Consider the following 13,643-nt stretch of genomic DNA (forward strand, 5'->3'; position numbering starts at 1 on the left):
CGGTCAATCCGAACCGACCAAGAGACCGATCCTGCCTCAATCAGATGGCCTTCATATATGAATAACTTTCCCCGGACAGTCCTGCCCCTTGCGGGGGAGATGTCCGGCAGGACAGAGGGGGGTGTGACGGAACGCCATCGTTCCCATTACTTCCCCTTCCACACCGGCTCACGCTTTTCCGCAAAAGCACGAAAGCCTTCCATATTGTCCTCGGAGCCGTAGAGCGCGTCGACCGTCGGCAGCTGCCGGCGCGTCACTCTGTTCATCGCGTCCTGGAAGGTGAGCGCCTCGGCCACCCGCGCGGTCTCTTTGATCGCGGCAAACACCAGCGGCGGGCCGCCGGCGAGCAGCCGCGCTATCTCCCAGACACGCTCCTCGAGCCTCTCCTTGGGCAGCACTTCGTTGACCAGGCCCCAGCGATGCGCCTCCGCGACATCCATCCAGCGGCCGGTGAGCAGAAGGTCCATGGCGACATGATAGGGAATGCGCTTCGGCAGCTTGATCGTTGCCGCGTCGGCCAGCGTGCCGGCGCGGATTTCGGGCAGCGCGAAGGAAGAATGATCGGAGGCGTAGATGAGGTCGCAGGACAGCGCCAGCTCGAAGCCACCGCCGACTGCCATGCCGTTGACGCAGGCGATGACCGGCTTGTTCATGTCGCGCAGTTCCTGCAGGCCGGCAAAGCCGCCGACGCCATAGTCGCCGTCGACCGCGTCGCCGCCGGCAGCCGCCTTGAGGTCCCAGCCGGCGCAGAAGAACTTGTCGCCGGCGGTCTTGACGATGGCGACACGCAAGTTCGGATCGTCGCGGAATGCCTTGAAGGTTTCGCCCATCAGCCGCGAGGTCTTCAGGTCGATGGCGTTGGCCTTGGGTCGGTCGAGCGTGACCTCCAGGATCGTGCCCTCGCGGCGGGTCGAAACGACGTCAGACATTCTTCTTGTCTCCCAGCACCAGCAGCGCATCGGCGATCCAGGCGCCCTTTCCCTCCGCGCAGACGATCAGCGGGTTGATGTCGAGTTCCTCGATCTCGCCGGCATTCTCCTGCACGAAGGCGGCAATGCCCAAAATGGCGTCGATGGCAGCCTGAACATCGGCCTTCGGCCGGCCGCGATAGCCCTCGAGCAGCGGGTACAGCTTCAGGCCGCGCAACGCTGCCTCGATGTCATCGCGGGTCGCCGGCAGCATCAGCGTGACACTGTCGCGCAGCAGCTCGACCAGCACGCCGCCGGTGCCCAGGGTCATCACCGCGCCGAACATCGGGTCGCGGGTGAAGCCGACGATCAGTTCGGCGACGCCGTCGCGCACCATGCGCTCGACATAGAGCCCGGTGCCGAGCGGCAAGAGATCATGCGCCGCGGTGCTGACGGACTCGGCGTCTTTGAGGTTGAGCTGCACCGCGCCGACGTCGGATTTGTGGGTGACGCCCAGCGCCTTCAGCGCCACCGGGAAGCCGAGCGCCATCGACGAGATCACCGCCTCGACCGCATTGGCGGCGCGCTCGCCTTTCGGCACCGGCAGGCCGGCCTTGATGAGGCGGGATTTCGCCTCGGCCTCGTCGGGCGTGACGTGTTCGCCGACAGGCGCGCCGGAGGCGGAGGTGTCGATCGGCTGCGCCTGCGGTTCGTGCCACGCCCAGCCGATGAAGGCTGCCGCCCCGGCGGCGTCCATGGCTTCTGAAATGCCGAACAACGGCACCATGCCGCGCGCCATAAGGCCGGCAGTGTATTCCTCCGGCAGGTTCTCCGGCAGCGAGGAGACGATGGCACCCTGCGCCTTGTTGGTCTTAAGCGCAGATTCGAAGGCACGCAGCGTCGCCCACCAGTCGGTGTCCGAGCAGCGGTCGGGGCGCGGGAAGTCGAGCACCAGCATATTGAGGTCGAACCCGCCCGACACCATGGCGGTGAAGGTGGCGGTCATCGCCGGCTCGTTGTTCCAGATGAAGGTGTGATAGTCCAACGGATTGGCGACCGCGACCAGCGGCCCGAGCGTCGATTTGACATGGGCACGGTGGGTGTCGCTGAGCACCGGGAAATTGACCCAGCGGCCCTCGGCGCTGTCGGCCATGACCGAAGCCTCGCCGCCGGAGCAGCTCATCGACGACAGCCTGTAGCCGGGCAAAGGTCCGGTGATGTGCAGCAGCTTCAATGCCTCGATGAAGGCGGGGATGGAATCGACGCGCGCGATGCCGAGTCGCCTCAGAAAGGCGCCCGAAGCCGCGTCCGAGCCGGCCAGCGAGGCAGTGTGCGAGACGGTCGCCTGCCGCGCTTGTTCGGAACGGCCGACCTTCATGGCGATGATCGGTTTTTTCAGCTCCCGTGCCCGTGCCGCCAGCCGTTCGAAGCCGGCTACGGAATCGAAGGCTTCGATGTGCAGGCCAAGCGAGGTGACCCGCTCATCCTCGATCAGGCCAAGTGCCATTTCCGACAGGCCGGTCTGCGCCTGATTGCCGGCGGTCATCAGGAAGGCGATCGGGAGGCCGCGCTTCTGCATCGTCATGTTGATGGCGATGTTCGACGACTGGGTGATGATGGCGACACCCTTGCCGCCCTCGGCCAGTCGGATGCCGCCATGCTGGTCGGGCCATAGCAACGCACCGTCGGCATAGTTGATCAGGCCGTAGCAATTCGGGCCGATGATCGGCATCTGGTCCGCCGCGGCAACCAGTTCGGCCTGCAGCCGCTCGCCGTCATCGTCATAGGCCTCGGTCTCGAGGAAGCCGGCGGCAAAGCAGACTGCACCGCCGGCGCCGCGCTCGGCCAGCGCCTTGACCACCTCGATGGTCAAGTGCCGGTTGACGCCGACGAAGGCGGCGTCCGGCGCGCCGGGAAGATCGGCGACGGAGCGATAGGCCTTGCGGCCGGCGACCTCTTCCTTGCTCGGATGCACCGGCCAGATCTCGCCGGCAAAACCCATCTTGATCGATTGCGCCACGACGACTGCGGCCTGCGCGCCGCCGAAGACGGCAATCGATTTGGGGCGCAAAAGACGTTCGAGTTTATGCATGGTCATCTTTTCGTTTGAGCATCATCTTCTCCCAAGCCTAACTCCGGCCTTGGGGGATCATGCTCTAAGCCCCGAACGGACGCAGCAGCGCCCGCGAAATAATATGTCGCTGAATCTCCGAAGTGCCCTCCCAAATTCGCTCGACGCGGGCGTCGCGCCAGATGCGCTCCAGCGGCAAATCATCCATCAGCCCCATTCCGCCATGGATCTGGATCGCTTCATCGGCAACAAAGGCGAGCATTTCGGTGGCCTTCAGCTTGGCCATGGCCATGTCCTGGTCGGTGACGGTGCCCTGATCGTACTTCCAGCCGGCTTCGAACACCATCAGGTCGGCGGCCTTCAGTTCGGTCGCCATGTCGGCAAGCTTGAACGACACGCCCTGGAACTTGCCGATCTGCTGGCCGAACTGCTGGCGCTGCGCGGCATATTCCACCGCATGGCCAAGCGCCCGCTCGGCGCGGCCGAGACAGGTGGCGCCGACTTGCAGCCGGGTGGCGCCGAGCCATGAATTGGCGACGTCGAAGCCCTTGTGCACCTCGCCCAGAACCTGGGAGGCCGGCAAGCGGCAATCGTCGAATTCGAGGATGGCATTGGTGTAGCCGCGATGCGAGACGTTGCGGTAGCCGTCACGAACGGTGAAGCCTTTGGTGCCCTTGTCGACAAAAAAGGCGGTGATCTTCTTGCGCTTGCCGCGCGGCGAATCCTCTTCGCCGGAAGCCATGAACACGATGGCGAAGTCGGCGAGGTCGGCGTGGGAGATAAAATGCTTGGTGCCGTTGAGCACCCAGTCGTCGCCATCCTGCACGGCCGTCGCCTTCATGCCGCGCAGGTCGGAGCCCGCGCCCGGCTCGGTCATCGCCAGGCAGTCCCATTTCTCGCCACGGATGCAGGGGAACAGATACTTCTCGCGCTGCTCAGGCGTACCGGCCAGGAGGATATTGGAGGGCCGCGCCACGCAGGTCCAGTGCAGCGCATAATTGGCACGGCCGAGCTCTTTCTCGTAGAGCAGCCAGGTCACCGTATCCAGGCCCGCGCCGCCGACATCAGCCGGCATGTTGGCGGCATAGAGACCGGCCTCGATCGCCTTGGCCTTGATCTCCTCGATCAGTTCGCGGCGCAGCACGCCGGTGCGCTCGACCTCGCGCTCATGCGGGTATAGCTCGTTCTCGACGAACGCCTTCGTCGTCTCGACGATGAGCCTCTGTTCCTCCGACAGCCCGAAATCCATGTCTCAGCCTTTCTTCTTGCCGGTCTTTTTCTTCGGCTTTTCGGCTTTCTTCACCGGCTTCAACGTCTTGGCCTTCTCGGCCGCCTTGGAGGCCACAGGCTTTTTGGCCGCTAGCTTGGCCAGTTGCCTGGTATAGTCCTTGTGCAAGGCACCGGCACCCCAGCCCTTGCCTTTGTTCTGCTTCGACAGCGCGTCCATGATCGCAACCAGATTGTCGTCGCGGATCTTTTCCAGCTCGCGGATCGACAGCCCATGCGCCTGGTCGTCCGACTGCGTGGCGATCAGGTCGACCAGTTCGTCGTTGAACTCCGGCACGTCCATCAGCTTGGTCCATGGCCATTTCAGGCACGGCCCGAACTGCGCCATGAAGTGGCGCATGCCGGCCTCTCCGCCGGCAACGCGATAAACCTGGAACATGCCCATCTGCGCCCAGCGCAGGCCGAAGCCGTAGCGCATGATGTCGTCGAGCTCCTCGACAGTGCAGATGCCGTCCTTGATCAGCCAGAGCGCCTCGCGCCATGCCGCTTCGAGCAGGCGGTCGCCGACGAAGGCTTCGATCTCCTTGCGGATCACCACCGGCTTCATGCCGATCGAGGCATACATTTCCTTGGCGACCTCGATCGCCTCTGGGAAGGTCTGTTCGCCGCCGACGATCTCGACAAGCGGCAAGAGGTAAACCGGGTTGAACGGATGCCCGACGACCAGCCGCTCCGGGTGCTTCTTCATCGCCACCTGCATGTCGCTCGGCTTGATGCCCGAGGTCGAGGAGCCGACAATGGCGTTGGCCGGCGCATGGGTATCGATCTCGGCCAGCACGCGGTGCTTGAGGTCGAGCCGCTCCGGCACGCTTTCCTGGATGAAATCGGCATCGGCAACCGCCTCGGCGATGGTCTTGGCGAAGGTCAGCTTGCCCTCCTTGGGCAGGCCGCCAGGCACCATCTGCTTGTAGGCGCGACGCGCGCCCTTCATCACTTCGCCGACCTTGCGCGATGCCTCGGGATCGGGATCGAAGATCGACACGTCGATGCCGTTCAACAGCAAGCGTGCCACCCAGCCGGCGCCGATGACGCCGCCACCGATGGCGGCCGCCTTGTTGATGATGCTCATGCGGAAGCTCCGGTTCTTGTCTTGGCTGTTGCGGGATCGATGAGAGGCACGCGCTCGCCGGCGCGGATCACCGGGGGATCGTAAGCCTTGCGGGCAAACACTTCGAGCACGAAGGGCCGGAAGAATTCGATCGGCAGCGTGTCGTAGTCGGGGTCGAAGCTCGACTGGTCCCAGCGCTCGCAGAACTGATCGCAATCATCGAAATAGGCGTGGCCGGCGAAGCGGTCGCGCGCATGGCGGTTGCCGCCCAGATGATGGGCATAATAGAGCCGCTGGAAATCGCCGTGCTTTTCCACCACCCAGGTGCATTGTTCGCGTACGAATGGTTTCAGGATCGAAGCGGCATATTCATCGTGATTGTAGGGCGCGTAGATGTCGCCGATGTCGTGCAGCAGCGCACACGCGATCCAGTCGGTATCGGCGCCATCGCGCCAGGCGCGGGTCGCCGCCTGGAGCGAATGGCCGAGCCGGGTGATCTTGTAGCCCGACAGGCCCGCGTCGAGCTGAACCAGCGCGTCGAGCAGCCGCTCGCCGGTCTTGGCCGCATAGTCGATTTCATGCGCGGTCAGGAACTCATAGTCGTCCCGGTCCCCATCCTTCATCGCCGTGAATTTTACGGTAGTCATATCGACCTTCCCGGCGAATAATTTATGCCGCTATCGGCGCCCGCTTGGTGAGGTTGAGCTTCTTGCGCACTTCTTCCGGGCCGATGATCCTGGCGCCCAGATTGGTGACGATGCTGGCGGCGCGTTCGACCAGCTGCGCGTTGGTCGCCAGCACGCCCTTGTCGAGCCACAGATTGTCTTCCAGGCCGACACGGACATTGCCGCCGGCCAGCACCGCCGCAGCGGCATAGGCCATCTGGTTGCGGCCGATGGCGAAGGCCGACCAGTTCCAGGTCGACGGCACGTTGTTGACCATTGCCATGAAGGTGTTGAGGTCGTCGGGCGCCCCCCACGGCACACCCATGCATAGCTGCACGAGCGCGTCGGGATTGAGCACTTTTTCCTCGACCAGCTGCTTGGCGAACCACAGATGGCCGGTGTCGAAGGCCTCGATCTCCGGTTTGACGCCGAGCGCCGTCATCATGCCACCCATGGCGCGTAGCATGCCCGGCGTATTCGTCATGACATAGTCGGCCTCGGCGAAATTCATGGTGCCGCAATCGAGCGTGCAGATTTCCGGCAGGCACTGGCGCACATGTTCCATGCGGTTGGTGGCGCCGCCCATGTCGGTGCCCTTCTCGTTGAGCGGCAGCGGCGCTTCCGGCGAGCCGAACACCATGTCGCCGCCCATGCCGGCGGTCAGATTCAGCACCACATCGACATTGGCCTCGCGAATGCGCTCGGTCACTTCGCGATAGAGATGCACGTCGCGCCTCGGCTTGCCGGTTTCAGGGTCCCGCACATGGCAGTGGACGATGGCAGCGCCGGCTTTGGCCGCATCGATGGCCGAATCGGCGATCTGCTTGGGCGAGCGCGGTACATGCGGGCTGCGATCCTGCGAGCCGCCGGATCCGGTCACGGCACAGGTAATGAAAACCTCACGGTTCATCGCAAGCGGCATGGAACTCTCCTCCGAAAGAAACAAGCCACAACAATGCCCGACTTGCCGGAAACTGTTTTGCGTTTTACGAAGCTTCCATGATGAAAAGCGAAAAACCGACCATCTTTCGTTCGGAACGCTCTCCACTCAAGGTGACGCTGCTGGTGTTTTCCGGCTCGTCGATCATGTGTGTCGCGTCAGCGGTCGATCCTTTGCGCGCCGCCAACCGCATCTCCGGCGAGACCTTGTTCGATTTCAAGCTGGTCTCGGTGACCGGCGAGGCTCCGGTCACCACCTGCGGCCTGCCGGTGGCGGTTAGCGGCCGCTTCGATGCGGGTGAGGCGACCGACGTTCTTGTCGTCGTCGCCGGCTTTGGCACCCAGAACTATGCGACATCGTCGCTGTTGTCAGGCCTGCGCCGGGCGGCGCGTACGGCCCGCGCGTGCGGCGGTGTCGAGGCCGGCACGTGGCTGGTGGCGCGCGCCGGCCTGCTGGAAGGGCGAAGCGCCACCACCCACTGGGAGGACATGGAGGATTTCTCGTCGGCCTTCCCTGGCGTCGACGTGCGCCCGGACCGCTACGTCATCGACGGGCCGGTGTTCACGTCTGGCGGCGCGTCGCCGACCTTCGACCTGATGCTGCATCTCATTCGCACGCGGCTCGGCATGGCCGTGGCGCTCGATGTCGCCAGCGTCTTCATCTACGACCAGGCACGTGCCGCGACCGACGCGCAGCCGCTGGTCTCGCTCGGTCGGCTCGATGGCTACGATCCGCGCCTGGCGCAGGCCATCCGGCTGATGGAATCGCATGTCGATCAGCCGCTGACCATAGAAGCGGTGGCCAAACGCGCCGGAGTGACGGCGCGAACCTTGGAAAGCATCTTTCGCAAGTCGATCGGCGAGACGCCGGGCGCCTATTATCTCAGGCTGCGCCTGGGTGTGGCGCGCCGGCTGGTGGTCGACACCAGGGTGGCGATGGCCGATATTGCTGGGCGGACCGGATTTTCGTCCGCCGCGGCGTTTTCGAGGGCATTTTCAAGGGCTTTCGGCGAAGCGCCGGTCAGGCTGCGCCGGGGCTGACGTGCATGTCGCCCAAAAGGACAACGACATGCACAGAAAGTTCAGGCAGCATTTTGGTGGTCGCTGCCGCCGTCGATCTGAGAGCGCATTTGCCTGGCAAGATGGGTCTCGAAACGGCTGGCAACGGCGCGGTCCCATTCGTTCGAGCGGCGCGTGCCATCCTTCGGATGCGGCATTGCCATCAGCCGGTCGATGATCGATTCGGCCTCGCCCGTTGAGAGCAGGGCGTCGATTTCACGTTCGTTCTGCATATCGGGTCGCCTCCTTCTTCCTCTCCCGCCACGAGCAGTCTTATACGAGATACGTGACGGCAGTTTGAAGGCAAGAGCGAGGTCATTGAAGGGCGTCAAAGGGCAAAAACCGTGTCGTCGCACCCGGCTTTGCGCAAAGTTTGTTCCCGTGTCTGGGCAGGTCAGGCCAAGGAGAGTTCTACAGCTGCTTTTCGACCAGCAGGCAGCCGAGGATCTATGCGATCCTCGGTGCCTGTCGCGAAATGGGCGACTGGAGCATTTCGCGGTTTCGCGGAAACGGCGAGCCGCTCTAACTCTTTGTTTTGACGCAATTCCAGACGGAAAACCGCTTCACGCTTTTCCTGGAATTGCTCCAGCAGAAGGCGATTGCCGCTCCAGAGGTGGCGGATATCGGTCCAGAGATCGACTTCACACGTATCGGTTGACGATGTTTTCCAGCAGTTCCTGGCGGCCCGACCTTGGCTGCGGCTCGATCTTCTTCTTGACGACACGCTCGGCGATGTCCTCCAGCGTGCGCTTGCCCGACAGCATCGCCTTGCCCTCGGCTGTGTTCCAGCCGGCATAGCGTTCGGCCAGCGGTGCCGACAGCGCCTTGTCCTCGACCATGCGGGCCGCGGCCTTGAGGCCACGTGCGCAAGAGTCCATGCCGCCGATATGGCCGATCAGCAGATCCTGCGGATCAAGCGACTGGCGGCGCAGCTTGGCGTCGAAATTGGTGCCGCCGGTCTTGAAGCCGCCGGCCTGCAGGACCTGGTAGTAGGCCAATGCCATTTCAGGCACGTTGTTGGGGAACTGGTCGGTGTCCCAGCCCGACTGATAGTCGTTGCGGTTCATGTCGATCGAGCCGAAGACGCCGAGCGCATTGGCCAGCGCCAGCTCGTGCTCGAAGGAATGGCCGGCCAGAATGGCGTGGCCTTGCTCGATGTTGAGCTTGACCTCCTTCTCCAGTCCGAAGCGCTTGAGGAAGCCGTAGACGGTCGCGACATCGTAATCATACTGGTGCTTGGTCGGCTCCTGCGGCTTCGGCTCGATCAGGATCGTGCCCTTGAAACCGATCTTGTGCTTGTAGTCGACGACGAGGCTGAGGAAGCGGCCGGCCTGCTCCTGCTCGCGTGCGAGGTCGGTGTTGAGCAGCGTCTCATAGCCCTCGCGCCCGCCCCACAGCACATAGTTCTCGCCCTTCAGCCGCTTGGTGACATCGATACAGCTTTTTACCGTCGCTGCCGCGTAGGCAAAGACATCCGGGTCGGGATTGGTGGCCGCGCCCGACATGAAGCGGCGATTGGAGAACAGGTTGGCAGTGCCCCACAAAAGCTTGACGCCGGTCTGCTTCATCTTTCCCGCGAAGTAGTCGGCGATCTCGTCGAGGCGTGCCGCACTCTCGGAAAAGTCCTTGCCCTCCGGCCGTACATCGGCGTCGTGGAAGCAGAAATAGGGCGCACCGAGCAGCGAGAACATCTCGAAAGCGACGTCTGCTTTCAGTTTCGCCAGTTCCATCGTGTCGACACCGCCGGCCTTGGGGAACCACGGCCGGTCGAAGGTCTGGCCGCCGAACGGATCGCCGCCCGGCCAGGCGAAGGAATGCCAGTAGGCTACCGCAAAGCGCAGATGGTCTTCCAGCCGCTTGCCGGCCACCACCTCGTCCGGATTGTAGAACCGGTAGGCCAGCGGATTGGTCGAATCCGGCCCTTCATATTTGATCTTCTTGATGTCGCCGAAAAATCCGCTGCTCATGTTTTTTCCTCTCGAATTGTTCGCTCTGATTACCTCAGGCGTAATTGGTTTCGTTCGTCCGCTGGTCGAAAAGGCTCGTGTCAAAACAGTCAGACAAGGGAGACACGCCATGACCGACCTCAACAAGATCGCCCAAAGTTACATCACCGCCTGGAACGAAAGTGATGCCGGCCGTCGGGCCGACTTGCTCAAGGCAGCATTCACCGAAGACGTCAGCTATCGCGACCCGCTCATGCAGGGCGATGGCCATGCGGGTGTCGCGGCACTCATCGACGGCGTGCAGCAGCGATTTGCCGGCTTCCGGTTCTCGCTGAAGGGCACGCCGGACGGTTTTGCCGACAAGATCCGCTTCTCGTGGAATCTCGGTCCGGAGGGCACCCCTTCGGTGATCGAAGGCACCGACATCGGCGTCATCGAGAACGGCCGACTGAAGAGCGTCACCGGTTTTCTCGACAAGGTGCCGGCGCAGTGAGGTTTTGCTGCTAGGGCGGCCGCTAGGCGCCCCCCTCTGGCCTGCCGGCCATCTCCCCCTCAAGGGGGGAGATTGGCTGTCACGCTGGCCTTCGCCAATCACCAAAGTTGAAAAAAGTGCGGCGCCGTCAATGCTGCCAATCTCCCCCCTTGAGGGGGAGATGGCCGGCAGGCCAGAGGGGCGCGCGTTCAAGCTCACGCCGTGGCGACCTTGACTGCCGGGTACAGCGCCCGGTAGCGCTGATAGGCATCCGCATAGACGCCGCCAAGTGCGGCGTCCGGTTCGATCGTGGCATCGGTCCTCGGTGCCGTGCAGATTTCAAGCGGGTCGGCATCCGTCGCCGCGATCAGGCCGAGCCGCGCGGCGCCAAAGGCGGCGCCGAAGTCGCCGTCGGCGGGAATGTCGACAGGCAGTTGAAGCGCGGTGGCAATCGCCTTCAGCCAGAAGCGCGAGCGCGAACCGCCGCCGATCGCCGTCACCCGCGTCAAGGTCGTGCCGGCCGTGGCCAGGGCTTCGAAGCTGTCACGGAAGGCAAAGGCGACGCCTTCGAGCACCGCCTGGGTCAGCACGGCACGGCTCGATTCATGCGCCAGCCCGGTGAACGCGCCGCGAATGGCGGAATCATTGTAGGGTGTGCGCTCACCCGAGAGATAAGGCAGGAAGGACACGCCGCTGGGCGCCCTCAGCGTGTCGCCGAGTTCGGCGGTCAGTTCGCCGGCGCCTTTCCCGGTGATCTCGGACAGCCAGTTCAGCGAATCGGTTGCCGACAGGATGACGCCCATCTGGTGCCAGGTGTCCGGAAGCGCGTGGCAGAAGGTATGCACGGCACTAGCCGGGTTGGGCAGGTAGGCGGCGTTGGCGGCAAACAACACGCCCGATGTGCCGAGCGAAACGAAGGCGTGGCCGGCGCCGACCGTGCCCATGCCGCAGGCCGAGGCCGCATTGTCGCCGGCACCGCCGGCGATGGGAATGCCGGCCGGAACGCCCCATCTCGAGGCCAGTTCGGCACGCAGCGCGCCTGCCCTCTCAGTGCCCTCGACCAGGGACGGCATTTGCTTTTCATCGAGCGATGTCGCGGCGAGCAGCTCGGTACTCCAGCGCCGCTTGCCGACATCGAGCCAGGACGTGCCGGCAGAATCCGACATTTCCGAAATGTGTTCGCCGCTCAGCCAGAGCCGCAGGAAATCCTTGGGCAACAGCACTTTTGCGACCTTGGCGAAGACAGCTGGCTCGTTGTTCTTCACCCAGGCAAGCTTCGGCGCGGTGAAACCGGGAAACACGATGTTGCCGGTCAGCGCGCGGAAGCGCGGATCGGCATCGAGGAAGGCGGCCTCGGCGTGGCTGCGTGTATCATTCCACAGGATGCAGGGACGCAGCACCTTATCGGCGGCATCGAGCAGCGTCGCACCGTGCATGTGGCCGGACAGGCCGATGCCTTTGACCGCGGCGAGCTCCGCGGGATGCTTGGCTTTGAGGTCGGCAATCGCCTCTTCGCAAGCGCGGATCCAGTCGTCGGGATTCTGTTCCGACCAGCCTGGATGTGGCCGCGACACGTCGATCGACGCATGGCCGGAACCGATGACGGTTTGCCCGGCATCGATCAGCAGCGCCTTGACGCCCGACGTCCCGAGATCGAGGCCGAGATACATGCTTTCCTCCCTTGCCGTTAATTTTTTCGAGTCCCGAAAAAATCTGGCTTGTCAGTTTTTAAGACAAGATCGATCGCGGGTCAATTCTCTGACAAATTGGTCTCGGATAAATTGGCCGCGCGCCGAGAAAGCAGCGCCGACAGTGGACTGCCGGGCCGCGCCATTCCCCGTTCGGCCGTGAGCGCCCTGGCAAGCGCACCGTCACCGGCGCGCAGGACCGCCTCGATCAGCGTCAGGTCGATGACGTCGCGTTGGGCGTGGCTGCCGCCGAAACGGTGGGCGATCGCCCGTATCGGCCGGATCAGGCGCACGGTCTCGGCATAGTTGCCCTCGCCAAAGGCCTTGATGGCGAGCGTCAGGGGATGGCCGACATCCCTGGTGAAAGCCGCATTGTCGTCGCTGCCGCCCATCGCCTCGCGTTGAGCCTCGAGCAAGGTCTGGGCCGGGGCGTCGAGCCCGGCGCCGACGAACGCCATCATCGCGTGGGCGTCGTTGAAGGCATAATTGCCGGCCCCGGCCTTGCGCCAGTTGGCGGCGAGCCCCGCCCAGCGGTCGCCGACATCGATGCCGCCAAGGTAAAGCCGCCACAGGATTGCCGACGCGTCGACCATGTTGAGCGCCATGGTTGACTGCCCGCCATAGATGGGTCCGTCATAGAGCGCCAGCACCTCGTCTGTCTCGCCGAGATCATAGTGGAACAGCGCCAGGTGCCACCAATTGTGCACCTGCAGAAAGCTTTCCCTTGTCCACGCCTCGGGATCGGCGCGCATCCAGGCAATACCATCCCTTTGCCGGCTTTGCATTTCCATGACATGAGCGACGGCATGCTGCGCCCACCCGTCGCGCGGCTCCATGTCGACTGCCGCGCGGCCAAGCTGCTCGGCCCTGATATAGTCAGCCATCTCCTCAAGTCCGAACGCCTGCATGCCGAGCATGGCGTGGTAGCCAGGCATGCCGCTTTGCCATGATGGCAGGGCACGGGCGATGCGATCACGCAACATGCGGGCATTGCCGGTGAAGAAATCGATCTGGTGGCCGACCTGCAGCGCCAGCCCGTCGCGAGGGGTCTCGATGGTGACATCCTCAAGAATGCGGCTGGCTTGATGCCAGCGTCCGTTGGCGAGATGGCCAAGGGCAGCGACATGCGCCTGCTCGCGCGTGGTCGCGGCAAGTGGCAATGCGGCCTGATGGCAAGCCTTGGCTACGTCCGTCGCCTCTCGCTCGGTGGCGAGGCCGAAAAGGTAGCCCTTGAAGACATGCGCCATGACGAAGCCGGGAGCTTCTGTGATGGCGCGGTCGATGGAGGCCACGGGATCGCCGATGAAGCACTGCAGTTCACGCACTGCCTGGCAGTAGGGCGCGAACCCCGCCTGCGTGGCACCCGAAAATGTCAGGCCCAATGCGTCCCTGATTGCCATGCAATGTCCTTCGATCGACCATTGACTGGCCGTTCGATGCTTCGGCCCAGGGCGATCCTAACGCATGGGCCACGGGCACGCCAACCGCGCGCTGCGCCGGTCTAGCCGCGGGGCAGGCAGGTGAGGGGCAGCGCAATCGCTGCGTGATGAGCGAATCCAA

The 13,643-nt window shown here is 63.8% G+C and carries 12 protein-coding genes; 2 read left to right on the forward strand and 10 right to left on the reverse strand.

The annotated features are described in order from the left end of the window. Positions 1 to 146: 146 nt before the first annotated feature. The 6 genes from NKJ01_RS07440 to bcoG form a co-directional block, all read right to left on the reverse strand. Entirely contained in the window at positions 147 to 929 is a 783-nt protein-coding gene (locus NKJ01_RS07440) for a carnitinyl-CoA dehydratase (RefSeq protein WP_352603183.1), read from the reverse strand. Beyond that, positions 922 to 3,000 (reverse strand): acetate--CoA ligase family protein, encoded by a 2,079-nt coding sequence (locus NKJ01_RS07445; protein ID WP_352727148.1) that lies wholly within the window; start codon positions 2,998 to 3,000, stop codon positions 922 to 924. Before NKJ01_RS07445 ends, NKJ01_RS07440 begins: the two co-directional genes overlap by 8 nt. A gap of 64 nt (positions 3,001 to 3,064) precedes the next feature. After that, positions 3,065 to 4,228 carry an acyl-CoA dehydrogenase family protein gene (locus NKJ01_RS07450; RefSeq protein WP_352727149.1) on the reverse strand — a complete coding sequence of 388 codons (1,164 nt, stop codon included), beginning with the start codon at positions 4,226 to 4,228 and terminating at the stop codon, positions 3,065 to 3,067. 3 nt (positions 4,229 to 4,231) lie between these two features. Then, positions 4,232 to 5,335, reverse strand: coding sequence for a carnitine 3-dehydrogenase (locus NKJ01_RS07455; RefSeq protein ID WP_352727151.1), 1,104 nt, complete (start codon positions 5,333 to 5,335; stop codon positions 4,232 to 4,234). Next, entirely contained in the window at positions 5,332 to 5,961 is a 630-nt protein-coding gene (locus NKJ01_RS07460) for an HD domain-containing protein (RefSeq protein WP_352727153.1), read from the reverse strand. Before NKJ01_RS07460 ends, NKJ01_RS07455 begins: the two co-directional genes overlap by 4 nt. Before the next feature lie 22 nt (positions 5,962 to 5,983). Further along, positions 5,984 to 6,901: a 3-dehydrocarnitine:acetyl-CoA trimethylamine transferase BcoG gene (gene bcoG / locus NKJ01_RS07465; protein WP_023775990.1), complete on the reverse strand. Its 918-nt coding sequence runs from the start codon at positions 6,899 to 6,901 to the stop codon at positions 5,984 to 5,986. A gap of 77 nt (positions 6,902 to 6,978) precedes the next feature. On the opposite strand from bcoG, the gene NKJ01_RS07470 reads away from it, so the two are divergent. Then, entirely contained in the window at positions 6,979 to 7,959 is a 981-nt protein-coding gene (locus tag NKJ01_RS07470; protein WP_352603191.1) for a GlxA family transcriptional regulator, read from the forward strand. 41 nt (positions 7,960 to 8,000) lie between these two features. Here the strand turns inward: NKJ01_RS07470 and NKJ01_RS07475 are convergent, their stop codons facing one another. Both NKJ01_RS07475 and xylA read right to left on the reverse strand, forming a co-directional pair. Then, positions 8,001 to 8,210 (reverse strand): hypothetical protein, encoded by a 210-nt coding sequence (locus NKJ01_RS07475; protein ID WP_352727155.1) that lies wholly within the window; start codon positions 8,208 to 8,210, stop codon positions 8,001 to 8,003. 408 nt (positions 8,211 to 8,618) lie between these two features. Next, positions 8,619 to 9,944, reverse strand: a complete 1,326-nt coding sequence (gene xylA / locus NKJ01_RS07480; protein WP_352727157.1) for a xylose isomerase — start codon at positions 9,942 to 9,944, stop codon at positions 8,619 to 8,621. Positions 9,945 to 10,053: 109 nt separating this feature from the next. Between xylA and NKJ01_RS07485 the strand changes: the two genes are divergently transcribed. Beyond that, positions 10,054 to 10,416 (forward strand): nuclear transport factor 2 family protein, encoded by a 363-nt coding sequence (locus tag NKJ01_RS07485; RefSeq protein WP_352727159.1) that lies wholly within the window; start codon positions 10,054 to 10,056, stop codon positions 10,414 to 10,416. Between the two features lie 194 nt (positions 10,417 to 10,610). Here the strand turns inward: NKJ01_RS07485 and xylB are convergent, their stop codons facing one another. Together xylB and NKJ01_RS07495 are read right to left on the reverse strand one after the other, a co-directional pair. After that, positions 10,611 to 12,065: a xylulokinase gene (gene xylB / locus NKJ01_RS07490; RefSeq protein WP_352727161.1), complete on the reverse strand. Its 1,455-nt coding sequence runs from the start codon at positions 12,063 to 12,065 to the stop codon at positions 10,611 to 10,613. An 80-nt stretch (positions 12,066 to 12,145) separates the two neighbouring features. Then, positions 12,146 to 13,483 carry a tetratricopeptide repeat protein gene (locus NKJ01_RS07495; protein WP_352727162.1) on the reverse strand — a complete coding sequence of 446 codons (1,338 nt, stop codon included), beginning with the start codon at positions 13,481 to 13,483 and terminating at the stop codon, positions 12,146 to 12,148. Positions 13,484 to 13,643: the final 160 nt, after the last annotated feature.

The sequence above is a fragment of the Mesorhizobium sp. M0276 genome (assembly GCF_040321755.1).
Classification (GTDB): domain Bacteria; phylum Pseudomonadota; class Alphaproteobacteria; order Rhizobiales; family Rhizobiaceae; genus Mesorhizobium.

What these genes read in the sequence shown, in the direction of transcription:
- NKJ01_RS07440 (WP_352603183.1), bottom strand. Translation starts at nt 929, where the DNA reads ATGTCTGACGTCGTTTCGACCCGCCGCGAGGGCACGATCCTGGAGGTC.
- NKJ01_RS07445 (WP_352727148.1), bottom strand. Translation starts at nt 3,000, where the DNA reads ATGCATAAACTCGAACGTCTTTTGCGCCCCAAATCGATTGCCGTCTTC.
- NKJ01_RS07450 (WP_352727149.1), bottom strand. Translation starts at nt 4,228, where the DNA reads ATGGATTTCGGGCTGTCGGAGGAACAGAGGCTCATCGTCGAGACGACG.
- NKJ01_RS07455 (WP_352727151.1), bottom strand. Translation starts at nt 5,335, where the DNA reads ATGAGCATCATCAACAAGGCGGCCGCCATCGGTGGCGGCGTCATCGGC.
- NKJ01_RS07460 (WP_352727153.1), bottom strand. Translation starts at nt 5,961, where the DNA reads ATGACTACCGTAAAATTCACGGCGATGAAGGATGGGGACCGGGACGAC.
- bcoG (WP_023775990.1), bottom strand. Translation starts at nt 6,901, where the DNA reads ATGCCGCTTGCGATGAACCGTGAGGTTTTCATTACCTGTGCCGTGACC.
- NKJ01_RS07470 (WP_352603191.1), top strand. Translation starts at nt 6,979, where the DNA reads ATGATGAAAAGCGAAAAACCGACCATCTTTCGTTCGGAACGCTCTCCA.
- NKJ01_RS07475 (WP_352727155.1), bottom strand. Translation starts at nt 8,210, where the DNA reads ATGCAGAACGAACGTGAAATCGACGCCCTGCTCTCAACGGGCGAGGCC.
- xylA (WP_352727157.1), bottom strand. Translation starts at nt 9,944, where the DNA reads ATGAGCAGCGGATTTTTCGGCGACATCAAGAAGATCAAATATGAAGGG.
- NKJ01_RS07485 (WP_352727159.1), top strand. Translation starts at nt 10,054, where the DNA reads ATGACCGACCTCAACAAGATCGCCCAAAGTTACATCACCGCCTGGAAC.
- xylB (WP_352727161.1), bottom strand. Translation starts at nt 12,065, where the DNA reads ATGTATCTCGGCCTCGATCTCGGGACGTCGGGCGTCAAGGCGCTGCTG.
- NKJ01_RS07495 (WP_352727162.1), bottom strand. Translation starts at nt 13,483, where the DNA reads ATGGCAATCAGGGACGCATTGGGCCTGACATTTTCGGGTGCCACGCAG.